The organism is Sulfurovum sp. TSL6, from assembly GCF_019972115.1.
Lineage (GTDB): Bacteria > Campylobacterota > Campylobacteria > Campylobacterales > Sulfurovaceae > Sulfurovum.
This window is the reverse complement of record NZ_BPFJ01000001.1, coordinates 778,157-803,282: the sequence shown is the minus strand read 5'-3', so window position 1 is coordinate 803,282 and position 25,126 is coordinate 778,157. Positions and strand designations below refer to the sequence as shown.

Annotated in this window: 18 protein-coding genes and 3 riboswitches; of the genes, 8 read left to right on the top strand and 10 right to left on the bottom strand. The window is 37.7% G+C overall.

Annotation, left to right across the window (positions count from 1 at the left end):
* Nucleotides 1-12: 12 nt before the first annotated feature.
* Nucleotides 13-2,622 carry an EAL domain-containing protein gene (locus LDM93_RS03950; RefSeq protein ID WP_223890772.1) on the bottom strand — a complete coding sequence of 870 codons (2,610 nt, stop codon included), beginning with the start codon at nt 2,620-2,622 and terminating at the stop codon, nt 13-15.
* A 261-nt stretch (nt 2,623-2,883) separates the two neighbouring features.
* Nucleotides 2,884-3,351: a hypothetical protein gene (locus LDM93_RS03945; RefSeq protein WP_223890771.1), complete on the bottom strand. Its 468-nt coding sequence runs from the start codon at nt 3,349-3,351 to the stop codon at nt 2,884-2,886.
* Nucleotides 3,352-3,616: 265 nt separating this feature from the next.
* A riboswitch (cyclic di-GMP riboswitch) is annotated at nt 3,617-3,696 on the top strand.
* A gap of 163 nt (nt 3,697-3,859) precedes the next feature.
* Between LDM93_RS03945 and LDM93_RS03940 the strand changes: the two genes are divergently transcribed.
* On the top strand, nt 3,860-4,297 hold the full coding sequence (locus LDM93_RS03940; RefSeq protein ID WP_223890769.1) for a hypothetical protein: 438 nt from the start codon (nt 3,860-3,862) through the stop codon (nt 4,295-4,297).
* Between the two features lie 281 nt (nt 4,298-4,578).
* On the opposite strand, the gene LDM93_RS03935 is transcribed toward LDM93_RS03940, so the two are convergent.
* The gene (locus tag LDM93_RS03935) at nt 4,579-6,996 is read right to left on the bottom strand and encodes a cytochrome c family protein (RefSeq protein WP_223890768.1); all 2,418 of its coding nucleotides are present in this window, start codon (nt 6,994-6,996) and stop codon (nt 4,579-4,581) included.
* 283 nt (nt 6,997-7,279) lie between these two features.
* Between LDM93_RS03935 and LDM93_RS03930 the strand changes: the two genes are divergently transcribed.
* The 3 genes from LDM93_RS03930 to LDM93_RS03920 all read left to right on the top strand — a co-directional run bounded on the left by LDM93_RS03930 (nt 7,280) and on the right by LDM93_RS03920 (nt 12,128).
* Nucleotides 7,280-8,548 carry a DNA polymerase IV gene (locus tag LDM93_RS03930; RefSeq protein WP_223890767.1) on the top strand — a complete coding sequence of 423 codons (1,269 nt, stop codon included), beginning with the start codon at nt 7,280-7,282 and terminating at the stop codon, nt 8,546-8,548.
* 40 nt (nt 8,549-8,588) lie between these two features.
* A complete protein-coding gene (locus LDM93_RS03925) occupies nt 8,589-10,874 on the top strand; it encodes an EAL domain-containing protein (protein WP_223890766.1) in 2,286 nt (761 codons plus the stop codon).
* An 89-nt stretch (nt 10,875-10,963) separates the two neighbouring features.
* Nucleotides 10,964-11,041: riboswitch (cyclic di-GMP riboswitch) on the top strand.
* A 70-nt stretch (nt 11,042-11,111) separates the two neighbouring features.
* Nucleotides 11,112-11,189: riboswitch (cyclic di-GMP riboswitch) on the top strand.
* A 69-nt stretch (nt 11,190-11,258) separates the two neighbouring features.
* The gene (locus LDM93_RS03920) at nt 11,259-12,128 is read left to right on the top strand and encodes a DUF4382 domain-containing protein (protein WP_223890765.1); all 870 of its coding nucleotides are present in this window, start codon (nt 11,259-11,261) and stop codon (nt 12,126-12,128) included.
* A gap of 111 nt (nt 12,129-12,239) precedes the next feature.
* On the opposite strand, the gene LDM93_RS03915 is transcribed toward LDM93_RS03920, so the two are convergent.
* The 3 genes from LDM93_RS03915 to LDM93_RS03905 all read right to left on the bottom strand — a co-directional run bounded on the left by LDM93_RS03915 (nt 12,240) and on the right by LDM93_RS03905 (nt 16,398).
* The gene (locus LDM93_RS03915) at nt 12,240-12,824 is read right to left on the bottom strand and encodes a tetratricopeptide repeat protein (RefSeq protein WP_223890764.1); all 585 of its coding nucleotides are present in this window, start codon (nt 12,822-12,824) and stop codon (nt 12,240-12,242) included.
* A complete protein-coding gene (locus LDM93_RS03910) occupies nt 12,824-15,457 on the bottom strand; it encodes a valine--tRNA ligase (RefSeq protein ID WP_223890763.1) in 2,634 nt (877 codons plus the stop codon). Before LDM93_RS03910 ends, LDM93_RS03915 begins: the two co-directional genes overlap by 1 nt.
* 68 nt (nt 15,458-15,525) lie before the next feature.
* Nucleotides 15,526-16,398, bottom strand: a complete 873-nt coding sequence (locus LDM93_RS03905) for an LOG family protein (protein ID WP_223890762.1) — start codon at nt 16,396-16,398, stop codon at nt 15,526-15,528.
* Nucleotides 16,399-16,497: 99 nt separating this feature from the next.
* Here LDM93_RS03905 and LDM93_RS03900 point away from each other — a divergent pair, with 99 nt between their 5' ends.
* Complete coding sequence (locus tag LDM93_RS03900; protein ID WP_223890761.1) at nt 16,498-17,469, top strand: 6-phosphofructokinase; 972 nt, start codon at nt 16,498-16,500, stop codon at nt 17,467-17,469.
* Nucleotides 17,466-18,191 (top strand): SdiA-regulated domain-containing protein, encoded by a 726-nt coding sequence (locus tag LDM93_RS03895; RefSeq protein ID WP_223891025.1) that lies wholly within the window; start codon nt 17,466-17,468, stop codon nt 18,189-18,191. The genes LDM93_RS03900 and LDM93_RS03895 overlap by 4 nt, the downstream gene beginning before the upstream one ends.
* Before the next feature lie 28 nt (nt 18,192-18,219).
* Here the strand turns inward: LDM93_RS03895 and LDM93_RS03890 are convergent, their stop codons facing one another.
* Both LDM93_RS03890 and LDM93_RS03885 read right to left on the bottom strand, forming a co-directional pair.
* A complete protein-coding gene (locus LDM93_RS03890; RefSeq protein ID WP_223890759.1) occupies nt 18,220-18,819 on the bottom strand; it encodes a DUF2238 domain-containing protein in 600 nt (199 codons plus the stop codon).
* A gap of 46 nt (nt 18,820-18,865) precedes the next feature.
* Nucleotides 18,866-19,090 (bottom strand): DUF2905 domain-containing protein, encoded by a 225-nt coding sequence (locus LDM93_RS03885; protein WP_223890758.1) that lies wholly within the window; start codon nt 19,088-19,090, stop codon nt 18,866-18,868.
* A 58-nt stretch (nt 19,091-19,148) separates the two neighbouring features.
* On the opposite strand from LDM93_RS03885, the gene LDM93_RS03880 reads away from it, so the two are divergent.
* The gene (locus LDM93_RS03880; protein WP_223890757.1) at nt 19,149-19,673 is read left to right on the top strand and encodes an O-acetyl-ADP-ribose deacetylase; all 525 of its coding nucleotides are present in this window, start codon (nt 19,149-19,151) and stop codon (nt 19,671-19,673) included.
* A gap of 63 nt (nt 19,674-19,736) precedes the next feature.
* A complete protein-coding gene (gene metK, locus LDM93_RS03875; protein WP_223890756.1) occupies nt 19,737-20,939 on the top strand; it encodes a methionine adenosyltransferase in 1,203 nt (400 codons plus the stop codon).
* Between the two features lie 7 nt (nt 20,940-20,946).
* Here the strand turns inward: metK and LDM93_RS03870 are convergent, their stop codons facing one another.
* Both LDM93_RS03870 and LDM93_RS03865 read right to left on the bottom strand, forming a co-directional pair.
* The gene (locus tag LDM93_RS03870; RefSeq protein WP_223890755.1) at nt 20,947-22,641 is read right to left on the bottom strand and encodes a nickel-dependent hydrogenase large subunit; all 1,695 of its coding nucleotides are present in this window, start codon (nt 22,639-22,641) and stop codon (nt 20,947-20,949) included.
* The gene (locus tag LDM93_RS03865; protein WP_223890754.1) at nt 22,628-25,096 is read right to left on the bottom strand and encodes a hydrogenase small subunit; all 2,469 of its coding nucleotides are present in this window, start codon (nt 25,094-25,096) and stop codon (nt 22,628-22,630) included. Before LDM93_RS03865 ends, LDM93_RS03870 begins: the two co-directional genes overlap by 14 nt.
* Nucleotides 25,097-25,126 lie beyond the last annotated feature (30 nt).

The window sequence follows — 25,126 nt, the reverse complement described above, 5'->3', positions numbered from 1 at the left end:
CAATAGATCCTGCTATGCATTTTTGTTTAAAAGTATTTCTTGAAGTTCATCTGCCGACATAGGGTAAAAATAGTAGTGTCCCTGGACGTACTTACACTTTTTACTTTTTAAAAAATTGATCTGTTCTATCGTTTCTACACCTTCGGCAATGACCTTAAGATTGAGACTCTTTGCAAGTGCTATGATCGATTTGATAATAGCAATATCCTCTTCATCTTCAGGTATGTTTTCAATAAATGATTTATCGATCTTGAGTCTGTTGATGGGTAGACGTTTTAAAAGAGACAATGAAGAGTATCCTGTTCCAAAATCATCGATGGAAATATTGATACCCAGCTTATTGAGCTGTTTCAGTTTATTAATGATTTCCATAGCATTCTTCATCATATGACCTTCTGTAATTTCAAATTCCAGCCACTCTGGTTTAAAACCGTAAGTATCCATAGTATTTTGAATTCTATGAATGAAATGAGTGGACTCTAATTGTCTCATTGAAATATTTAATGCAAGTTTACCAGGGTCTAATCCGTCATTATGCCATTTGGAAACCTGTTTCATAGCGGTATGCATCACCCAGTCATCAATTTCAAGTATCATACCAGTCTCTTCTGCCATAGAAATAAATTTTTTAGGTATCAGCAAACCTTTTGTTGGGTGCTGCCATCGTAATAGTGCCTCAATCCCGACCAATTTATCGGTATTTATGTCGATCTGTGGTTGATAGTGAATGATAAATTCTTCATTATCAATAGCTTGACGTAAACTGGTTTTCATATGCATTTGTTCCAGTGCATGTTTTGTCATTTCTGGTCTATAGAACTGAAAGTTGTTGCGTCCGCTTTCTTTTGCCCTATACATAGCCGTATCAGCATACTTTAAAAGATCTTTTTCATTGTCTGCATCTTGGGGATAAAGACTAATACCGATACTGCTTGTAATATATAATACATGCTGATTAACATGTATGGGTTCTGAAAACATATTGAGAATAGCATGTCCTAATTTAGATGCATCTTCTGAATAGATGACATCTTCCATGATAATGGTAAATTCATCTCCGGCTAAACGGGCAAGCGTGTCTTCTTTACGTATAGAACTCTTAAGTATTTCTGTTATTACTTTTAAAACTCTATCTCCTACGTCATGACCCAATGAATCATTGATCTCTTTAAATTTATCCAAGTCGATAAAAAATAGTGCCAATCCTCTCTCTTTCTTTTTTGCCTTTGTAATCCCTTGTTTCAAACGAGTGTTAAATAGTGCACGGTTAGGAAGTCCTGTAAGTGAATCATGATTAGCTTGGTGATGCAAAATATTTTTTTGTTTTTCTACTTCTTTTTCAGTTTCTGTACGATCAAGAATATCTTTGGTTAACTGCTCTTTAGTGATCTCAAGCTCTTTTGTTTTCTTTAATAATTGTTGATTTATCGTAAGAAGATCATTTGTTTTTTGTAGAATCTTAGTTTCCAAAAACTTTTGATTGCTCTTTTTTGCTTTTAAAAGTAGCTTTTGTTTTTGTATCTTCTTGAGATTCAGTTCACTGTACTTGTTGCTCAAGATAAGTGTAAAGAAGATGATCTCAATAAATGAACCTGCAAGAAAAGCGTATCTGTTTATGTCTGTATTGTCTAAGACACCATTAAAGGTTAAAGTCATCATACCCATAGCAGGCATATAAATGATAAGTGCAATAAGATAGTATCTGGCACCTATAAGACCTTGATACCAGGCTTTGACTGCGATAACAAGAAGAAGAGTAAAGAACAATGATGAATAAATGTTAAACATTAAACATGCATAGGGGATATCTTGTGATATAAGCAGTGCAAAAAGTAAAAAAACTGCTGCTGATATCTTAAAAAGCTTATCGATCATTGGCATGCGTTTTTGCAACTCTAAAAAACGACCTGAGAACAGAACCAGGAACAATACTACAATAGTGCCAACAACATGCAGCCCTTCACTCCAACCAGAAAAACCAAGCTCTAAGTAAAAACCACTTTTCATAGCTATAAATACAATAAAAGAGAGTATATATGCAATGTAATATGCGAAGATACGATTTTTAATGATGATTAAATTATACATACTGAATAAGACTATAATGAATAATATACCAGCATAGATAATATAGATATCTGTAATATCAATACGGTTGGGTCTAAAAAACTCTTCTTCAGTCAAGATCTTAAATTCCCCAATATGTCCCGAATCTGTCTTGCCTTTTATATAATATGTCGCACTTTCGTTTGGTGAGATATGTAGTTTATAGGCTGGATTGTAATTTTGAATACTTCTTTCTTGAAGCCTTACATTGAGACCATTTTTCTGTATATCCCATGCATCATTATTTTTTGTATACAGATCTAATGTTGACCAAAAAGGCTCTGTAAAATAAAGTACATAATCTTCATTATCACTATGATTTGTTACATGTAGTTTTATCCATGCTGTCCCCGTATAATAACCTTGAGAAAATTGACTTGGTATCACCTTGGTAAAATCTATCTTTTCAATAGTGTTAATATCAAGTGTATTGCTGTGATCATAATAATAGTAGAGTGTAAAGTGGTCATATTGTTCTTTTTTATCTGTAAGTGTAACGGCGGGATATGATGTCACTACAGATAAAACTAATAAAACTAATATTTTTCTAAACATGTTATCCAGCTAAGTATATGTATTTGTTAATCAGACCTCTTAAATTTATTATTATAGATTATAATAGTTTATTCTTAACTTTAATGTAATTGAACTGAAGTGTTATGAGATGTTTAGTAATTCTTAATAGAAGCATTCGTATAAAATATAAGAGATGACTCGAAAGAAAAGTGTCATAGTTAAGGTAAACATACTAAAGATGTAAATTTCTCTAAGAACTTGTTATGCTTCTCTTTCTTCTTTTCTTCTGTCTTTTCCATTGAACATAGTAGAGGTGAGATCTTTAAAGTCATCATTGAGACTTACCCCTGCCATTTTTTCAAATTCATCAAAGTCTGAATAATATACTGTGAATGAAATTTCCGTCACATGCACCATGTTCCAGTTTTCAGCAAACACCTCTTTTTGGAATGCAACATGAGCAGATGTAGGATGATCTTCTTCACTGTCAATGCCATCTCCTCTTTTTCTATCGTAAGAGTATCTTATAAACATAGGTATCAGTTCCAGTTCTTTTATCTGGTCTATCTTGTCCTGCTTTGCTTTGGCAATAGTCTCTTCATCTGCATTTACATCTTCACAGCCAAAATATCTTCCTGTTAGAACTCTATTGAAGGTTCTTCCTGGGGGATTTTGGACTTCGGTTTTTTCCTTTTTTTTACCAAATATTTTTCTCAACATCTCTATCATACACCTTCCTTCCTTCTTAATATTATACAATATATTTTAAAGAAGACAAATAGATGTCTATTTTTCTAAAAAATAATAATGACACGTGTAGATATGAAGTCTATTGGCTTGGTATTCATAGTAAAAGATCATTAAAAATGGCCAAAAATAATAAAGGATAAATATAATTATTTGTTTTGCAAATGCCTCTGCTTATTGAATAGAGTGTAAGATTTATTTAATTATATATCCAATATAATCAATTACGAAAGTTATTTTTAAATATTATTGATTGAGCCAAACTTGTTGTGAAGCAGGGACGGAAAGCTATGGGTCTTAGTAGATTAAGATTGCCAGGTTGCTACATACGAATACTTGTATTTTATGTATATGTTCTACTTTACTCTTTTATGCATAAATCTTATTTAATTTAAATTATTTTGTTCTAATAAAAACGAACCCATATCATATAGTGTATGACACTTAAACAGAGTTTTTAAAGATGCAATACCTACAGTAAAGGATCATCATGTACGTAAGAGAAGAGACTATAGAAGAAGAAAATTTAGACTGGGATGCGCTTACACAAGTATCAAAAGATAATCAAGAACAACTTATAGAGGATACGAAAGAAGAAACTGTTTCTCATGACCCTTTCTCTAAACCAAAGAAAACATTTTTGAAAAACCGTGTCAAAAGTCAAAAATTAGGCCCTAAGTTTACTCTAAAAAATGAATTGACTGATCTTTTTAAGAAATATGCAGAGGTTTCTTTACTTCTAGGGATTGTCTTTATACCTTATACTTTGGGGTTCGTGATTAGCTATTTTTTATTTTATTTCTATGGCGGTATGTCCATCAGTAATTTTCTTGGTGTGCAGGAAGTACCTACTACCATTGAATTATGGTCTATAGGTGCGTATTTGTTTATAACTGTTGGTGCTGTCTTGGCTTTTTTTATTCCTTAGCATAATGAGTAAACACTCATTATGTTGCTTAGATAATGCTCTATACACTTAATTACATCTTTTGACAGTATACCTTTCAAAGTTTACATTAGACTCATCCACTATATAATCATTTTCTACTATTTTTATTTCAAATTTAGGCACAAAATTGTAAAAAATGAGTATGAAAAACTAGCTTTTGTATGTAGTTTTATAGATAATATTTGTAAGTAGTTATAAAAGCATGTAAAAGAAGAGTAGTGTTATTCCACCCTCAACTGGGGTGGAATCAAGAAGTTTACCTAAGGTGATTCTGGATATCTATATACTTCTGTAACCAATAGTTTCTTCGCATCACTCTTAGCTTGGTCTAGGAAACCAGTAGCCGGATCAACGACGAATTTACCATTAGCACCTTTTTGCATGTAGTATACTCTATATTCTACTTTCACATTCGTTTTACCTGTGATATCGTAAGTCAGTGTATATGTTTCTGTTTCATTAGGACTTAGGCGGTTATCTTTTTCAACCATCCATGAGTCAAATCCAGGACGTACAATAAAGGTATCGCTAGTGTTCTTACTTGGCTTACCATTTGCATCATACCTTTTACCTGTTTCATGTCCATAAATACGAGTAAACGTAGAGTTATTACTATCTACGACTATCGCTGCATTTGTTACAGTACCTGTTGTTACTCCACTGTTATCTGTAGATTGCGTGTCGAAGCTTACTGTTGCATCTACACCCGTAATAGTGTATTTTGTACCATCAAATTTCTGCCCACTTACTTCTGAGCCATTCAAGTCTGTTACTTTTCCAGGGAAGTCTAAATTTTCGCTTCCATTATTGGCAACTGGAACTGGAGTTAATGCACTTGAGTGAAGTACTTTACCAGCTAATGGTTGTACATTATTTTCAATATAATCAAAGGAAGAGTCACCAGTACTAGTACTAATAGGAACTATACCTTGGTCAGATGTCACGATCAAACGTGTTAATACACGACGCATAGGGTGTGCACCTGGGAACATGTGTGCAGTCTTATTTGTTAGTGCAGTAGTCACTGTTAATGCGTTACCATCATTTGACACTGATTCATTTACTTTCGCTTCAAATCCACTTTGGATCTTAGCAGTAACACTTGTTTTTTGACCTGTTTTACTTGCACCTAAGAATGCATGTGAGTTTAACCAACCAGCAGCTACAGGGTTTTCATCACCATGACTTTCTGGATCCGTAGGATCAAAGTGAGCAGTTAGATTAGGATTATCTGCGAGTGTCCATAACTTATCTGGACGTGCCCATTGGTGTAGTACTGTACCTTCTATTCTTTCCATATGACATTTTTGACATTTCGGTGAACTTAATGTGTCACTGGAAGCTACATCAGTACCTGTAGTCACAGCCATTTGTGTTGAACAAAGTTCCATAAAGTGACCTTCACCATCTTCACCGCCTGGTACTGCTGCCCCTGCAGAACGTTGATGACATGAAAGACATAAGCCTTTACCGCTTTCTCCAAAGTGGTTGTTTAATTCCACTTCATAATGTGGATTGATCTGTGCTTTTCTATCTGTCTGATCTGTTTCGTTTTCATTGTTAGTACCTGTGACACCATATGGTCCGTAGAACGGTCCACCAGTAAAGTGTACTTTGCCATTTGTTCCATTGATATCTTTACTTGTCATTGTATAACGACCATCAACGGTTTTACCTTCATCAAATTCACCTGCATCAGCCAAGTAATTCACACCTTTTGGTGTTGCATTGTAGTCAGCATATTTTTCAGGTCCCCAAAGTCTAAAGAATTTATTCATATTAGCATGAGTAGCATCATCATGATATGTTAGATCAGTTCCTGCTTCTTGCTTGATAGGTCCATGAGGGCCTACACGCATATCTTTAGCTAAAGTATAAATACCGTTATCCATACCATATTCTTTCATTAGTCTAGGCGTCTCTATGCTATGACAGAACGCACAGTTAATACCTTCACGATTGGCTTCATGTCCGATCTGGAATGTTGCTTTATATACTCTATCTGTTTGAGGATTTGCAGCAATAACTGCGATCTCTCCATTTGGATCCTGTACTGCTGGTTCATGTAATGCCTTTAGACCTTTTAACTCTGTATTGTTAAGGTCTAGTGCACTTCCTACATCAGTTACTGTTACTCTTACATCACCTGCATAGTAAGCACCTGGAGCATGACATTTGATACATGTTTGTGCTGCACCACTAAACATGTTGTTAGTTCCTACAGAAGTACCATTAATAATGTCTTTTTGCTGGTATTCTATATCTTTTACCTCACCAATTTTTGCTAAGTGTGTACGTAAGAAATCCTGGAACTTAGATTGGAATATCGGATCTGTCCACGATTTTCCATGCATAGAACCTTTCCATGTGTCATAGAGTTCATTATGACAGTTCATACATTTATTATCGGCACTGTCAAAGAGTGTATTTCCGTATTTTATGCCAGTATGATATTCAGCTGCTGCAGCAGATAGCGGTGATACACGTGTACCTCCGGTGTAGTCGACATAGGTGATATTTTGATCTGTAACTATCTGATAGCCTAACTCGCCTGGAGCAGGATCACTGTCTGTAACTGTTGTTACTGTAGATGTGCTGCTACCATCACCACATCCGCTTAATGAAAAAACGACTCCCACAGTTAACAAAAGCATTAATGCTTTAGTATTTAACTTCATTCTTCTTCCTTTTAGTCTAATTATGTTCAAGACACCAAGTGTCAAACCTAATTGATATTAGAATACTAATATCCCCCCTATGGATTGTTATAAAACAATCCATTTTAATTCTAGAATATAAGTGTTAAGTAAGTGTTAAATAATATTTAACTTATAAATAAAAATTATTTATTTTATATTTTTGAAAAACATTGGAAAAATCTATGACATTTTGTCATATTTTTAATGTTTGCTTTTAAAGCCGGATATACTTTTCCAAATACGATAGAGAAGGTTAAATAGTATGTTTTTGCATATCGACATAGACAGTTTTTTTGCTTCTGCCGAACGGAGTGTAAATCATGCTTTAAAAGGTATACCTATGTGTGTCGGGTCTCGCAGTAACCTTGAGATATTTAATAAAAAACGCACCCATATTAGGCTTATGAATGATAATTCCGGTGCGTTTGTTGCTCCTGTGTTCTATAGTGATAAAAAGAAAACGTTTGAGACTTATTTTGTAGATGAGATAGAAGGAAGAAAAAAGATACGGGGCATCGTAACTACTGCAAGTTATGAAGCGAGATTATGTGGAGTGAAAACGGCTATGCCCATAGCACAGGCATTACATCTTTGCCCTGAGATGACGGTGATACCTTCGAACTATCCACTTTATCATAAGCTTTCGCATAAGATACATGATTTCATGTTGGCACATATTCCCAAGGTAGAACAGTACAGCATTGATGAGTTTTTTGGTGATGTCAGCGGTTGGAAAAAAGATGAAGAGGTGTATGGTTTTGCTCAAGAGTTACAGGCAAAGATACTGGAATATTTTGACATTCCTGTTTCGATAGGGATTGCAAAGGCAAAATGGATCGCCAAACTGGCAACAGAGTCTGCCAAGCCTTATGGTGTGTATGAGGTGAAAGATATAGATACCTATATAGAAAATATTCCTATTAAAGCGTTTCCAGGTATAGGAAAAGGATTTCAAAAGAGGCTGGAAGCACATTATATCTCTACACTTGGTGATATAAAGCGAAACAAAAGACTGCTTGAATCATGGAAAAAACCTGGTATCCAACTCTATGGACGTGTTACCGGAACAGATCATGAAGGTATCAGCAGCAGAGGGGAGAGGAAGTCCATAGGCATCAGTCGAACATTTGATGCCATACATGATAATGCTGAGATCAAAAGACGTATTATGATCATGGCAAGGCATATTATCTATATGGTGATGGCTATGGAGGTGAACCCTACAAGCTATTATTTGAAGATAGGGTATGAGTATGGTGTAAAAGTTAAAAAGACACTAACTGTGAACAGGGTTTTTTCTGAAACACTCTTTAAGTCTATGCTTTCAGACATGTATGAAGAGATAGCCCAGAGCAATAAAGGAGCTATCAAACTGACATTGAACGTTTCAAGTTTTGCTTCACTTAACCTGAAGACACTTTCACTGATAGATTTCCATGACGACAGCAAAGAAAAACAATTACATCAAAATATACATGCGTTAAGAGCACGTTTTGGGCTGGATATCATTAAAACAGGAAATGAACTTTAAAATATATTCAACTTATTAGGGTTTCATGCTACAATGTTGTATGAATTTAAAAAGATTATTCTCGAACATAAAAGAGCTTCAAACGGTTGATGACTCTGTAGTCAATTCATTGTATACACTTTCGACGAGAGCACTGTTAGTTGTTGTTCTATTAGCTATTTTAATCATTGTAGCTTTATACCCAATACTTGATGGCAGTATTCTAGTGTGGTCACTGATCTTGATGATCTTAACAGGATATAGACTTTATTCTGCTTATAGTTTTAAACAAAATCCTAAAAAATACTCCATGGCATTATGGTATAAAAAATTTGTCGTTGATGCAATATTGACTGCACTTGTTTTTTCAACATTAGGTTTTATTTTTATACATCAGGTAGATCACTATTATCAACTTTATATTGTTGCGGTACTTTTAGGATTGTCTTTAGGTTCTACAGTTTCTTTATCGGCAGATGCACGACTCAATATCATGTATTCAACTATTCTTTTATTGCCTCTTATTTTTTCTATGGCATTGCTTCATGATACGCCTTTGCATATCATACTTACCATTTCACTGATCTTGTATTTTCTTGCACAAGTGACCAACATCTATAATATGTATCAACAAAAAAATGCTTTTAATATGTTGCAATCGGAACATATGCTTTTAAATAGTTTATTTAAAAATGCACCTCTTGGTATCTTTACCTATAATAAAGATTTAAAGGTACTAGAGTGTAATGAACAATTAAAGACATTATTTGAGCATGAAAAAGAGAAGATCACAGGAATGGATCTTCGTATGCTTCCAGACAGACGTATATTAAAAGTATTAAAAAATGCAATTAGTGAGGGTACACAATCTTATGAAGGTCCATATGTATCCCTCAATAATAAGCCATTTTGGATAGATGCAAAAGTTTTTTCTTTTAGTGATTCAGATAATAATGTTTTGGGTGGCGTAGGTATGATAGAGGATAAAACGAAAGAACATACCGCCTTAACAGAGCTTGAATATTTGGTGCAACATGATGTACTTACCGGTTTGTTCAATCGTAGAGGTTTTAGGAACTATATGGAGAAACTTGTAACGAGTGTAAAACATAAAACATATTTTTCAATACTTTTTTATCTTGATCTTAATCAGTTTAAAAGCATTAATGACTCTTTGGGGCATCAAGTGGGAGATGATGTACTTCTTGCTGTATCTAAACGTTTGACCGATAACTTAGGAAAAGATTGTATGGTCAGCAGATTGGGTGGAGATGAATTTATCATTATTATTCCACATGTATCAGAAGATAAAAACATGGCTCATAAAGAAGCTGAAGAGTTTTCTAGAGAGATACAGGATCTTTTCTTAGAACCCTTTATCATCAAAGAGATGCATTTACATATTAAATCAAGTATAGGTATCGTTATTATGAAACCTGCTTATACGAATATCGTAGAGATCATAAGACATGCAGATCTTTCAATGTATCAAGCAAAGAATGATAATGGACATGTTGCATATTATGATTCTTCTTTAGACAAACAACAAAAAGAGCTATTTATGCTTCAGCATGACCTGGTATATGCAGTCAAAAATAATCAGTTGGGTCTTTTTTATCAACCCGTAGTTTCCATAGATGAAGATGTAGTGTGCTCTGCTGAGGCACTTGTACGTTGGGATCATCCGACAAGAGGAGCCCTGTCACCGCAGGATTTTATACCATTGGCTATTAAAGCAGGTTTGATCTCACAGATTACATGGTGGGTTCTTGATAATGTATGCCAGCATATAGCTCAATGGAAAAAAGAGAATAGCTGGAACCTGGAGTATGTTTCGATCAATGTGAATGCACAGCAATTTGTAGAAAATAATTTTGCTAGGGAATTCCTTAACAAGTTAAGAAAATATGGACTAGAGACTCATGACATCATGATAGAGATCACAGAACGATCACTGATTGATAATTTTGATAATACAGAGGATGTCATTAATGAGTTACGTAGGCAAGGAGTAAGATGTGCCATTGATGATTTTGGTACAGGCTACTCTTCTTTATCTTATCTAAAGAAGCTTTCTTTCCATACATTGAAAATAGATAAGGAATTTATAAAAAATATAGAATTCAACCCTAGTGAAGTACATCTTGTTTCAAGTATATTGGACATAGGAAGACAATTCAACTATAACATCATTATAGAAGGTATTGAAAACGAACAGCAACTAGAGCTGCTTAGAGGGCTAGATCCAAAACTTAGGTATCAAGGATATCATTTTTCCAAAGCTGTAGATGTAGAAGAGTTTGAGAAACAGTTTTTACAAAATGTTACTGAAGTTCCAATATTATAAAATATTATGCAAGTTTGGATCATTCAAGATGTATCTAATTCATAATGATATATAATACCTACGTTATAGTAAAGAGACTTTTTAAATATAATTTGTTGTGCCAAACCTGTTGTGAAGCAGGGACGGAAAGCTATGGGTCTTAACTCTAAGATCGCCAGGTTGCCAAATACCAATACTAAAAGTATTATTTTGCTTTTACAACTTGTTCTGCCTGCAAATTCTATTTAATTCAAAATTATTTTGTTGTGCCAAACCTGTTGTGAAGCAGGGACGGAAAGCTATGGGTCTTCATTTTAAGATCGCCAGGCTGCCAAAATAAATTCATATTTCTTTTGCGCAACATCCAATATATAAAAAAGGGTATTTATGAAAAAATTTCATAATATGATAGCTATTGTGTTAGCTTTTACACTAATCACACTCATCACAGGCTGTGGAGGCGGTTCTTCTACTCCAACGGGTACTTTATCACTCAGTATCACTGATGCGCAACCTCAGTTGGATAAAGAAAACGATGTAAATGTAACAGAAGTGAATATTGCTGTTATTGGTATTGAATACAATTATGAGGGAAATTGGATCACTGCTGAAGATTTCGAGCCTCAGACATTCAACCTATTTGAACTTCATGATGGTAAATCACTTCATTTGGGAAATATGATTCTGCCGGCAGGTCACTATCAGGAGATTCGCTTTAAATTGGCTGCCCCTACAAAAGAGTCAGAAGTTAAAAGTAATCCAGATTGTAATATAACATGGTCTGATGGATCATCTGCGCCATTATTTGTTCCTAGTGGAGGACAAAGCGGTTATAAAGGTAAAGGTGCATTTGATATCACGGCTGATGCAAAAATCGAAGTGACTGCAGATTTCGATATATATAAATCAATTGTTCCGACAGGAAGTGGAAAATATAATTTAAAACCAGTGATTAGATTGGTGGTCACTGAACTTTCAGGTATGATTAGGGGAACAGTTCTTGATTTTTCAGACCATAATAATTTGAGGGTTTTTGCTTACAAAGAAGGTGATTGGAATGATGAATTAGATCCTTTCCCGAATGCTGTAAGCTCAGACGATGTCAATATTAGTGATGGTAACTTTACGTTGGCATACCTTGGTGAAGGAAACTATACTCTTATTACGGCAGACTACCTAGCAGGTGGTATATATAATGAATTTTTCTATGAAAAACATAATGTTGAAGTCTTGAAAGGACAAACAACATTGGTTGATATCAATACTTCAAACTAAAATGTATTGAATATATTCCAGACTGCATACAAAGTATGTGTCTGGAGTAAAAAGAGATAAATAATCTAATCTCTTTTTATATGCTGCTTAGAACAATTCTCTACAAGTATTTTAAAAAACGATCTGCCCGTCTTGCTGCATACGTTTGATAATACCTTTTGCCATCTCATGGCCTTGATAGGCAGCTTTTCTACACCACTCTATGGCTTTCTCTTTATCCTCTTCGCAACCTAACCCCATGTCATATAATGCGCCCAGGTTAAACTGTGCTTTGGCATTGCCTGCCTGAGCTGCTTTAGAGAAGAGTATGAATGCCTTTTTGTAATCCTGGTGTACACCACGACCCTCTTTGTACATGGCACCAAGGTTATTAAAGGCATCTATGTTGCCTCTTTTGGCTGCTTCTTCGTACCAGAAGGCTGCTTCTGATTCATTTTTCTCACACCCTTCACCGTTTTCTAGCATCAATGCCACTTCAAACTGTGCCAAAGGTACTTCTCTGGTTGCAGATTCTAGATAGTAGTCAAAGGCTTTTTTAGTATCTTGGTTGACACCATAGCCTCTAAAATATAGAAAACCTAGATAGTAATAAGATACAGGGTCATTTTGTTTTTCTAGAGCAGTATAGAGCTCAAGGGCCTTATCGTATTCTTTTGCGAGTAATGCGTTGTACGCTTCTTGTGCTAGAGGAGTCATTATACACCAAACCCTGCAAGTTCTGCACTCACTTTTTCTATCTTGCTTTGCGCATCTTCAAGTGCTTGCTTATTTGTGGCAAGTACTTCTGCTGGTGCATTGGCAACAAACTTTTCATTATTGAGCATACCACTTAATTTTTGTATCTCTTTTTCTAGCTTCTCTTTTTGTTTAGTCAGTTTGTTGATGATAGGTGTCATATCTATCTCACCCGTTGGCAGATACACTTCTAAATTATCAGAAACATCCGTAATGGAGTCTGCTACTTTTGCATCCACAAACTCAATATTTTCCACTTTAGCCAATTTCTGTATGAATGGACGAGCCATCTCTGTATCGATATTTACATCTAGTTTGATGTAGGCTTTTTCTATCTTGCTATTACCCATATCGATGACTACTTTAGCACGTCTCAGAGCAGTGATAGACTCTTCGATGATCGCAAACATGTTTTCAGCTTCTACGTCTCTTGTTATCTCTTTAGGGAAGTTCATGACCATTAATGAATCACCACCTTCTAGTGTAGTACCTGAGAGTTTGTGGTAAAGATGATCAGAGATAAACGGCATGAACGGAGAAACCATTTTAAGTGTCTCTTTGAAGATCGCACCAAGCTCTACGATGCTTTCTCTGTCGGCTTTAGAGTATTCGATACCCCAATCACAAAACTCATTCCATACAAAGTTGTAGAGTGTTTTTGCAGACTCATCAAATTTATAAGACTCAATTGAGGTACGAATCTTCTCTACCGCAAGACTCAAACGGCTTTGCATATAGCGCCCAAGCAGTGTTTTAACTTCTATATCTTTGAGTTCTGGAAAAGTATCTACATTGAGTTGCAAGTAGTTTGTTGCATTGTAAAGTTTGTTCGTAAAGTTTCTAAACTGCTCTAGATTTTTAGCACCCAGTTTTATGTCACGACCCTGTACAGCCAGGTATGCCAAAGTAAATCTGATAATATCTGCTGAATGTTCTTCCACCATATCAAGTGGATCGATCACATTGCCTTTTGACTTTGACATCTTCGCACCGTGTTCATCTCTTACAAGCGCATGCATATAGATGTCTTCAAATGGTAGTTTCCCTGTAAAATGTTCACCCATCATCATCATTCTTGCTACCCAGAAGAACATGATGTCAAAACCTGTAATGAGCAGTGAATTAGGGTAAAAATCTTCCATGTCAGTTTCATTATAGAGTTCTGTAAGCTTACCGTTATTTCCCCAACCTAAAGGTGACATTGCCCATAAGGCTGAAGAGAACCATGTATCGAGTACGTCAGGGTCTTGTGTTATTTTCTTTGATGCACATTTTGGACATGTTTCAGGTTCATCTTCCCTGTCTGCCCATTGATGGCCACAGTCATCACAGGTAAATACCGGTATACGGTGTCCCCACCATAGTTGACGAGAGATACACCAAGGACGAAGTTCATCCATCCATGCTGTATAAGAGTTTATCCAGTGGGCAGGGTGGAAGTTGTTGTGTTTTTTAGTCTCTTTGATAGAATTTTCAGCTATTTTTTCACTCAAGAACCACTGTTGAGAGATAAAAGGTTCAACGATATTCTTACATCTGTAACAGTGTCCTACTTGATGAATATGCTCTTCTATTTTCACGATATGTCCGGCATCTTCAAGTGCTTTTACGATCACTGGACGCGCTTCTAGACGCTCTAAACCAGCAAAATCACCACAGTAGTCATTTAATATCCCTTTTTCATCAAAGACCTTGATGAACTCTAAGTTATGTCTTTTCCCTACCGCATAGTCATTTTGGTCATGTGCAGGTGTCACTTTAACCACACCTGTTCCAAACTCCATATCTACATATTCATCCGTAATAACCTTGATCTTTCTATCCGTCAGTGGTAAAAGAACCTCTTTACCAACGATGTCTGTATAACGATCATCATCAGGGTGTACCATGATCGCGGTATCACCGAAGTATGTCTCAGGTCTAGTAGTCGCTACTTCAAGCTCTCCTGAACCATCAGCAAATTTATAGATCATCGTGTAGAATTTGCCATTGACCTCTTCGTGTTCTACTTCAATGTCAGACAATGCACCATCATGGGTACACCAGTTGACCATATAATTATTTTGAGTGATGTGACCTTCATTGTAAAGTGAGACAAATGCTTCTTTGACGGCTTCTTTAAGCCCCTCATCCATGGTAAAACGCTCACGTTTCCATGCAGGTGTGACTCCCAGCTTTCTCATCTGGTGTACGATGTTGCCGCCACTTGTCTCTTTTTGCAACCATGCACGCTCTAAGAATTTCTCTCTTCCTATCTCTTCTTTTGTCGTACCTTCGGCTAAAAGCTGCTTTTCTACAATGTTCTGAGTAGCAATACCTGCATGGTCAGTACCAGGTTGCCAAAGTGTTTTAAACCCATCCATACGCTTATAACGTGTAATGATATCTTGGAGTGTAAATGTAAGTGCATGACCGATATGCAGAGACCCTGTAACATTTGGAGGAGGCATCATAATAGAAAAGTTTTTCCCTTCCTCCTGGATACGCTTATTTCCATCTATTTCAAAGTACCCACGCTCTTCACAGAGTTTATAGTAATTATCTTCTACTTCTTTTGGGTTATATGTTGCTTTTTTTTCAGTTGATTCGCTCATCAGACTATCCTACATGATAATATTGTCGCGATTATAGCGTAATGGTGCTTTTTCTTTTATGGCAGGGCTTAAAAGAGTGGAGTTTTGTTCTTTTTGTGCCATTGTATAATGGCATCCCATGCTTCCTCTGCATTATCTACATACGATAATATATCTAGATCATGAGACGCTATGGCATCCTCTTCTTGTAAAAAATCAAAATCAATCATACGGTTCCAGTACTCTTTTCCAAGCAGAATGACGGGTATAGGGTGACTTTTTTTTGTTTGTATCAGTGTTAATACTTCAAAGAGTTCATCAAGGGTACCAAAACCTCCTGGAAAGATGACCAGCGCCTTGGCGCGTTGCATAAAATGGAGTTTACGTACGGCAAAATATCGAAACTGGAAACAGAGTTCAGGTGTAATGTATGGGTTAGGGAATTGTTCATGTGAGAGGTCTATATTGAGACCGATAGATTTGGAACCCACATCAGAAGCACCGCGGTTTGCTGCTTCCATAATACCAGGACCACCTCCTGTCATTAAGGTGACATGCATATCTTCAGGGCTTTTACCGCTTTTCCCTACCAGTTGACCAAATTTACGTGCTTCGTCATAGTAATGACTCTTTCTTACTATACTTTCCGCTTTTTTAAGTGCAATAAGAAGTGCTTCTGAATGAGGAGAAGCCTCCAACTCCTTTTCGATCTTTTTCAATTCTTTTATAGCAATATCAAATTCAACAATACGGGCACTACCAAAAACCACAATTGTATGGTCCACACCCTGTTTTTGCATTTTTACCTCTGCTTTGAGATAATCAAGCTGAAGTCTTACTCCTCTGGCCTCATCAGAATAGATAAAATTTTTATCTTCCTCTGCAATTTCATAAGATGGATCATTGACGATGGTTTTGATCTGTTTTAACGTGTCAGAATAATTATTGGACTTTTTTTTCATACTGGTACCTCTATGGATATTATACATATTTTTTGAATGAATTCCTTTGAATACATTTTAATGTTATAATTTTTTATATGAATGTACAAAGGCTAAACCATGAAAAATATAGCGATACTCTGTTCAGGTGGTGATGTTTCAGGAATGAATGCTGCACTCAAGCGTTTTGTTGAATACAGCATTGGGAAAGGACTTACACCGTATTTTGTAAATAATGGTTTTGAAGGTTTGATAGACAACAACATCTATAAGGCAGGTTACCGTGATGTTGCAGGTATCATTTCACGTGGTGGGACAAAGATACGCTCTTCTCGTTCAAAACGTTTTATGGAGCAGTCTTATCGTAAACAGGCACTTGATAACCTCAAGGCACATAATATAGGTTATTTGGTCGTTTTGGGTGGTGATGGTTCCTTTAAAGGGATGCAGGCACTGAGTGACGAGAGTGAAGGGTTAAGCTTTGCCGGTATTCCTGCTACGATCGACAATGATATTGCTGGAACAGAGTACTGTCTTGGTGTAGATACAGCACTTAATGTCATTAAGTATGCCATAGACTCTATCAGAGATACTGCATCATCCTTTAGCCGTGCATTTGTCATAGAAGCGATGGGAAGAGAGTGTGGCTATCTGGCACTTGTCTCAGCACTGACCTCTGGGGCAGAGATGTGCTTAATACCGGAAATACCCTATGAACTAAACGATTATAAATCATGTTTTAAAAAACAGATACAAGAGGGCAGAGAGTATTTTATCGCAGTGGTCTCTGAAGCTATGAAAAATTCAGAAGATGTTGCACAGTGGTTTGAAGAAGAGATAGGTATAGAATCCCGTATTACAGTACTGGGTCACATGCAACGTGGGGGAAATCCTACAGTGTATGACCGTCTTATGGCTTTTGATTTTGTGACCCAGGCTATAGATGGTTTGCTTGAAGGCAATAAAAGCTCCGTGATCTGTTACAATAAAAGTGGATTTAATCATAAAGATATTGAAGATGTTGCTTTTAAAAAATACGAAATAAACGCTGAATTATTGAAGCTTGGAATGGAGTTCGGGTGCCATATATGAAATATTATGTATGGCTTCCTTTTGTATTATGGGTTAGTGCCTGTGCTGATCCCAAAGGAAAGGTGATCGCAAAGATCCCAGAAGCTTCAGGGGTAAGTTATTGTACCAGTGATGATACACTTGTTGTCGCCAATGATGAAGGGGCTTACTATAAGATCCACCGAAAAGGAAAGATACTTCAAAAAATAAAGCTGGGGAAGTATGATCTTGAAGGTATTGTATGTGAAGAGTCACAGATGATTTTTGCTCTTGAAAATAAAGGGTTGTTAATGGTTGACACTCTGACAGGTGAAAAGAAGGAAATTCCTTTGGATACCATCTATCATGGGAAAAAGTTACCGCTGTTTAACAAAAAATCGGGAATAGAAGGCATTGCAAAAGTAGGCAATAGAGTCTATCTAGCCAAACAATCCAAGAAGAAAAAGAAATCTTTCATTGCTGTAGTCAGATTGATGCCTTATCCTTCAAGGATCATTGATGTGATTGAACATCATGTTGCTGACACTGCAGGACTTACTTTTTATGATGGATATCTTTATATGGTGAGTGATAAAGAAGATCTTTTGATCAAGTATGATCTTCAAAAGAAGAAAATTGTACAAAAAGTTAAATTGGAGAAGGGTGCCTGGGAAGGTATAGCCTTTGATGCGAAAGATAATGTGTATCTTGCAGATGATGACGGACGCATTGTAAAATACAAGAAAAAGAGATTAGGCTTATAACCTACTACAGCTCTTTCATAGATAGCTTTTATCCTCTTTTTAATAGCCATAAATGCTTATAGCTTTGATAAAAAAGTATATTGATCAAAGCACCTGTCATGGCAAGAGCAGAGTCTTTGTGCGCATCCCATATATCTCCCTGTGTGCCTAAAAAAGCCATCCCGAGTTCAGGGTGCAATATAACCACTGCAAGCCATTCAAGCAGTTCATAGAGTGTGGAGATAGAAAGAATCATCGTAAAGGTAAAGAGTAAAGCAGTTTTAACCGTAGTTGTACTAGGAGCAATCATCTCAAACAGTACCCTAAAGAGAAGTAATCCAAACAGAAAATGTACCAAGCGGTCAAAATGATTTCTCTCAAAGCCAAAAAACTGTGTGATGGTGTTAAAGTGCACCATCTCTGAATAGGTATAGTGCGATCCTAAAGAGTGCAGGCTGGAAAATATGAGAAGAAAAATCATGCTTAAAAGTGTAAATTGATGCTTGGTATCCATCCAGATAATAAAAGGAACACAAATGAATATCAATACATTTTCAATAAGCCAATCAGCGGGATATTTGGGATTGATCGCCATAATGACCCAAATAACCAGATATATTGTATAGATTAACTTGTGTGATTTTGGCATATCCTCTCCTTTTTCCTTTAGTATTATAACACCATATTGGAAGTTCTTATCTAAAGAACCTACCAAAGAGATAAAACAGAAGTGATAAAATAACACTGATCAAGATAGACGTTGTGATCGGGAAATAAAAAGAGAAGTTTTCTTTTTTGAAGGAGATATCACCGGGGAGTTTTCCAAGATTGAATGGAAGTTTGTCACTAAAGAGTAACACAGTACCTATGATGATGACCACAAAACCTATAATGATAAGACTTTTCCCAATATCTGTCATGATGATCTGCTCCTTACTTTATGTTATTATAGGATAAATCTTTTTTAAAGGCAAAAGGATGGACAGGATCATTATCAAAACAGGTGACATTACGAAAGAAAAAGTCTGTGCGATCGTCAATGCAGCGAACAGTTCACTGATGGGCGGGGGTGGTGTAGACGGTGCTATCCACAAAGCAGGAGGAGATGAAATCCTTGAGGCATGCAAAAAGATACGCCAAGAGAAATACCCTGATGGTTTGCCTACGGGAAAATCTGTAGCCACAAATGCGGGTAACCTGCCTTCATTGTATGTCATCCACACGGTAGGACCGATCTATCACCAATGTGGGGATCAATGTGCCAAATTGCTTGCTTCATGTTACAGCGAGTCCCTTAAGTTGGCAGATAATCTGGGGTGCAAGGATATTGCCTTCCCCGCTATTTCTACAGGAATATACGCCTATCCTAAAGATAAAGCGGCTACTGTAGCCTATGAAGAGGTGAAGCATTTTTTAGAGAGAAAAGAGGGTATGAAAGTACATTTTGTTTTTCATAATGATGAAGATAGAGAACTATTTCTAAAAGCGATAGAAGAAGTCTGAAAGTCCTGATTAAAGTATAGTTTTGTTAATATAATAATTAGTAATGAAAGAAAAGGAGATAGGATGTATCTTTTTACTTCAGAGGCTGTTTCGGCAGGGCACCCTGATAAATGTGCTGATATTATTGCAGACAGTATTGTGGATATGTTACTACAACGTGACCCTGATGCTAAAGTAGCAACGGAAGTGTTCATCAGCGGGAAGCATATTATCATAGGTGGCGAAGTAAAAAGCAAAGTGCCTGTTGACACTGCTTTTTATGAAAAGATCGCTATCAATGCACTGAAACAGATCGGGTATCCTGAAGCAGGGTTTGAGAGTGGGGAAACCTTTTTCCCTGATGAAGCAGAGGTACATGTGTATGTCAGTGCACAATCACCAGATATTACCATGGGTGTGGAAAAGGAAGATCATGAGATAGGTGCTGGTGACCAGGGAATGATGTTTGGGTATGCAAGTTCTGAGAGAGCTGATTATATGCCCAGTGCTTTTTCCTATGCCAGAGAGATCAGGGATGTACTCTATACCTATGCACTTAAGCATCCGGAGACATTTGGTGTGGATATGAAAACGGAAGTGGTCATGGATTACGAGACTAAAGAAAACTTTGATCAGTGCAAGCCACAACGTATCGCAAAGATCATTGTAGCCATTGCACATAACAAAACGGTAGAAGAAAAAGAAGTAAAAAGATTGGTCAAAGAGATCATTACCCAGAATGTAACATTTGAAGCAGGGCATTTTGATGAAGATGCTGTAGAATTCTATATCAACAATACAGGAAGGTTTGTACAGCATTCGCCTATTGCAGATTCGGGTTTGACGGGAAGGAAAGTAGTATGTGATACTTATGGCGGATATGCACCTATAGGGGGTGGATCACAAAGCTCAAAAGATTATTCCAAAGTGGATCGTACAGCTCTTTATGCTGCAAGATGGCTGGCTAAACATATTGTTGCAGCAGGGCTTGCCAAGAAGGCACTGGTACAGATCTCTTATGTGATCGCTGAGACGAGACCTTCTTCAGTGACTGTCGATACACAACATACGGGATTGACCGAGATGAAGGATGAAACACTCTCCCAGATCATTGCAGACAAGTTCCCGCTTACCCCTAGATGGATCACTGAAAAATTTGCATTAGATCAACCAAGCAAAGAGCATTTCCTGTATGCTGATATCGCCGCAAAGGGACAGATAGGGTATCCAGAGTATCCATGGGAATTTTTGGATGAACTGGATTGGTTTCAATCTTTAAAAGCGTAGCATGCTTTTAAATGCTGCAAGAGGCATTGATCTTATAGTGGCCAAGATCAATGCCTTTTAGATCAATGACATGCACGGCACATGCAAGACAGGGATCAAAGGAATGCACTACCCGCAACACTTCCAAAGGATTAGAGGGATCAGCAAGTGTGATACCGATAAGTGACTCTTCATAAGGACCGCGGATACCTGATGCATCCTTGGGCGAAGCGTTCCATGTGGTTGGAACAACGGCCTGATAATTCGATATCTTGGCATCTTCAATACAGACAAAATGTGACAGTACTCCGCGAGGGACTTCAAAGATTCCACGCCCTTTTGCCTGTAAAGAAAGTTCTTCGAAGACATACTTTGTCCAGGTCTCTTCATCATAGTATTTGATATTTTCGATAAGCTCGCTGCAAAAATCAAAGATATGGTCACAACAGACCTGAGACTCTACAGCGCGCGCCGCATTGCGTCCCAATGTTGTAGAAAAATCTAAAAGCTCGAGACCTGTTGCATCCATAAAGTCCTGCATATAAGGTTTTATGGTCTTAGATTCTTTGCTATAGCCCACAATCATACGTGAAACTGGTCCAACTTCCATCGGTTTACCTTTATAGCGAGGAGCCTTAACCCAGCTGTATTTACCCTCTGTCTTTAAGCTTCCATCATCATTCAAGTCCGTATAAAAAGGCGTAGTCTCTCCATCATATGGCGATAGAGGTTCATCATATTCGTACCAAGACCGTGAGGCTTCTTCAGTGATGTATGCTTCATCAAATGCGTCTATAGTCTTAAAATCATGAGAATAGATAACTCCTCCTTCAAAAAGCTGTTCTGACTTGCCAAAACTGTAACCACCAACCGCCATAAAATTACCGCTTCCTCGTCCAAAACCGGATTTGATCTCATTTTTATAAGCTTTGACTGCCATTTTCATGTCAGGGATATAAGCGCGCTCGATAAAGTCACGCGCATCTTTTAGGATAAACATAAAGTCATTCAGACGTTGAGGGTTAAGCATATCTGCCACGCTTGTCACTCCGCCGACTACAAGGTTTTGAGGATGCGGTGTCTTGCCCGCAAAGATTGCAATAGCCTTGCTCATCTCACGCTGGATGTTCAAAGCTTCGAGATAATGGCTCATATGTACAAGGTTCTCTTCTGGTGTGAACTTATAGGCCGAATGACCCCAGTAACCGTTAGCAAAAAGACCAAGCCGTCCTGCTTTGACAAATGAATCCAACTTTTCTTGTACATGTTTCAAATGTTCAGCTGAACTTAGATATGGGTGCTCATGGTATTCTTTTGCGACTTGTGATGCTTTTTCAGGGTCTGCTTCAAGTGCTGAGACCACATCAACATAATCAAGAGAATGCAGATGGTAATAATGAACAATATGATCTTGAACAAAAAGTGCCAGTGTCACCAAATCTCTAATGATCTCTGCATTTTTCGGCAAGGCGATATTGTAAGCATCTTCTACTGCACTGATGGAAGCACGGTAATGCACATTGGTACAGACCCCGCAAATACGCTGAGCGATCAGTCCGACATCACGAGGATCACGTCCTTTCAGGATGATCTCAATACCGCGAAACAACTGTCCGGAAGCCCACGCTTCAGTGACCACATTGTTCTTATCGACTTCGACTTCGATACGTAAATGCCCTTCAATCCTTGTGATCGGATCTATTACAATTTTACGACTTGCCATTATTTTTCCCTGCTTCTTCTAAAAGTTTTTTCGTCTCATCATCCACTTCTCTGTGATTTGCCAAGTGGTCAAATGCGATCTTTCCAAGTGCACAGCCGAAACAGCCATGTCCTGCCTGCACCGGCCAGCTTGTTCCTTCATTGAATTTTACTAAAGAGCAGTTGAGATTGGCATAAGGACCCTTGCATCCCATCTTGAACAGACACCAGCCTTTTTTTGCTCCTTCATCTCCCCACTCTTCAACAAATTCACCCAGCTCATAATGCCCGCGTCTTTCACAATTGTCATGGATCCTGAAACCATAGGCCCATTCAGGACGGTTTTTCTCATCAAGCTTCGGAAATTCACCGAACATGATGTAGTGCAGCAAAGTCCCTACAATATTGATCGGATTTACCGGACAGCCTGGAAGATTGATGATATCATTCCTTCCCAAGGCTTCTGCAACACCTACCGCACCGGTAGGATTGGGCTTTGCCGCTACAACACCGCCGTCAAAAGCACAAGAACCTACAGCAAGTACGGCTGCTGCATTTTTAGCAACACGCTTGAGCAAGGTATGTCCTGTCTCACCCTTTGGTCCGATTCTCAGAAATTTTCCATCCATCCCCAAAGGAACAGCTCCCTCTACCATCAGGATATATCTGCCTGCATCATTTTCAATAATACTCTCAAGTACAGATTCTGACTGATCTCCTGATGCCGTCATAAGAAGTTCATGATAATCCAAAGAGATATATTTCAAAATAAGGTCATCGACCTTGGGATGAGCGGACTTAATAAATCCTTCCGAGTTTCCCGAACAGTCGGCTAGTTCAAGCCAGATGATCGGTATTTTGTTTAGATGTTCAAGTCCCTGGCTGACCAGGTCTTCATATTCCGGTCTTAGACGCATATTTGCAGTGATCATGGAGACCCAGCTATTGTATTCCTTTTTCAAATCAAAGGCTTTTATTGCTTCTTCAAGATTCTCCCCCTCTATCTGGTTCTTTGGATGCAAGGCATTATATTTGTCAATGCGCCGCTGGACTTTTTCTAATTCTTTTGCCTTTTCCTGCTCTTCTCGTTCTGCCTTGATACGTCGTGCCTCTTCGGGATCGACCGGAGTATCTATGATCAACTGCTCCACGTCTTTTTTACAACGTCCGCAGATCCGGCCGGCCTCACTAAAGGGCTTAAGTTCTGCAAAACTCTCAACACAGTTGGTCTTGATAATATCAACAAGGTCGTTCTTATAGCCGCTTGCACAGCTGCAGATAAGTCTACCGCGCTCACTGACAAGACGATTGGAGTAAAAAGAAGAGGTATCAATCTTTTTGTCCTCTTCCATCATTTTTTTTAACTCTATTACATCAACGTTTGTATTTATGCCAATAAAACGGACCAGCCTATCTTTATTAATAATATATTGATCAATACGTTTTTCTTGCTTTGATGAAAGAACAATATCTTCATTCGCTTTATCTTTAGGATCATAAAGTGTCGAGGTGACGTCTGCAAGCAAAAAAGAACCGACTTTGAGTCCGTCAACCGTAACAAACTCTTTAAAACCCTCACCTTCTATCCCTAAAATCGAAGATATAGCGGCATCTGCCTGAAGGGTACATTCTCTGACCCTTCCGGCAATAAAACCATCCGGCATCTGTGCGACTTCACCAACGGCATATATATACGGATCTGAGGTACGCATATGTTCATCCACAAGGATGCCTTTGTCTATATCAAGGGTCCCCTTAGCACACTCAGTACTCGGCGAGATCCCCACTCCAAAAATAACAAAAGGATTATTTATAGTGTGTGACTTCATGATGATCTGTGTGATCTCATCACCTTCGATCTTCTTATCGAGGATCTCCTCTTCCAGCAATATCTGAACACGGGAGTCACTCTCTTCATAAATACTCTTCATCATCTCTACGGCAACAGGGCTGAGTGCTTTATCATAAAGATGCATACCTCGTGAGACAAGATAGATCTTCTCAGGCCCATCCAATCCGCAAAGCGTGTCTAGAAGTTCCAGCCCAATAGGACCAACTCCCATCATGACAACATTTTTGCCCTTGCTGCATTCAGCTATACATTCACTGTCAGCAGCACTTCTAAAGGTCCTTGCATTTTTTATACCCTTTATATCAAAGAGTGTTTTAGGATCAGAACCGGTTGCGATGATGAGGATATCATAGCGGAAACTCGAATTCTTTGTGTAGATCCGTTTGGCATCCTTGTCTATTTTGATCACTTCAGAATCAAGTTCAAGTTTGACACCGGGAGGAAGAGGCAAGGCAATATCATTAATATGCGATGTACCTTTGATCAGAGAGCACAGATGGATACGATCATAGGGAGGGTTTGATTCTTTTGATACGATCAACACCTCATGCTCAGAAGCCTGCTCTAAAATCGAGTTGGCCATGTAAGCTGCAGCGATTCCACCGCCTATGATTACAATTCGCATAGTATCTCTCCGTTCAGCATATGTAATAGT

Excerpts from the sequence above, each read along its gene's own strand:
- LDM93_RS03945 (WP_223890771.1), bottom strand. The coding sequence starts at position 3,351 with ATGATAGAGATGTTGAGAAAAATATTTGGTAAAAAAAAGGAAAAAACC.
- LDM93_RS03940 (WP_223890769.1), top strand. The coding sequence starts at position 3,860 with ATGTACGTAAGAGAAGAGACTATAGAAGAAGAAAATTTAGACTGGGAT.
- LDM93_RS03935 (WP_223890768.1), bottom strand. The coding sequence starts at position 6,996 with ATGAAGTTAAATACTAAAGCATTAATGCTTTTGTTAACTGTGGGAGTC.
- LDM93_RS03930 (WP_223890767.1), top strand. The coding sequence starts at position 7,280 with ATGTTTTTGCATATCGACATAGACAGTTTTTTTGCTTCTGCCGAACGG.
- LDM93_RS03925 (WP_223890766.1), top strand. The coding sequence starts at position 8,589 with ATGAATTTAAAAAGATTATTCTCGAACATAAAAGAGCTTCAAACGGTT.
- LDM93_RS03920 (WP_223890765.1), top strand. The coding sequence starts at position 11,259 with ATGATAGCTATTGTGTTAGCTTTTACACTAATCACACTCATCACAGGC.
- LDM93_RS03915 (WP_223890764.1), bottom strand. The coding sequence starts at position 12,824 with ATGACTCCTCTAGCACAAGAAGCGTACAACGCATTACTCGCAAAAGAA.
- LDM93_RS03910 (WP_223890763.1), bottom strand. The coding sequence starts at position 15,457 with ATGAGCGAATCAACTGAAAAAAAAGCAACATATAACCCAAAAGAAGTA.
- LDM93_RS03905 (WP_223890762.1), bottom strand. The coding sequence starts at position 16,398 with ATGAAAAAAAAGTCCAATAATTATTCTGACACGTTAAAACAGATCAAA.
- LDM93_RS03900 (WP_223890761.1), top strand. The coding sequence starts at position 16,498 with ATGAAAAATATAGCGATACTCTGTTCAGGTGGTGATGTTTCAGGAATG.
- LDM93_RS03895 (WP_223891025.1), top strand. The coding sequence starts at position 17,466 with ATGAAATATTATGTATGGCTTCCTTTTGTATTATGGGTTAGTGCCTGT.
- LDM93_RS03890 (WP_223890759.1), bottom strand. The coding sequence starts at position 18,819 with ATGCCAAAATCACACAAGTTAATCTATACAATATATCTGGTTATTTGG.
- LDM93_RS03885 (WP_223890758.1), bottom strand. The coding sequence starts at position 19,090 with ATGACAGATATTGGGAAAAGTCTTATCATTATAGGTTTTGTGGTCATC.
- LDM93_RS03880 (WP_223890757.1), top strand. The coding sequence starts at position 19,149 with ATGGACAGGATCATTATCAAAACAGGTGACATTACGAAAGAAAAAGTC.
- metK (WP_223890756.1), top strand. The coding sequence starts at position 19,737 with ATGTATCTTTTTACTTCAGAGGCTGTTTCGGCAGGGCACCCTGATAAA.
- LDM93_RS03870 (WP_223890755.1), bottom strand. The coding sequence starts at position 22,641 with ATGGCAAGTCGTAAAATTGTAATAGATCCGATCACAAGGATTGAAGGG.
- LDM93_RS03865 (WP_223890754.1), bottom strand. The coding sequence starts at position 25,096 with ATGCGAATTGTAATCATAGGCGGTGGAATCGCTGCAGCTTACATGGCC.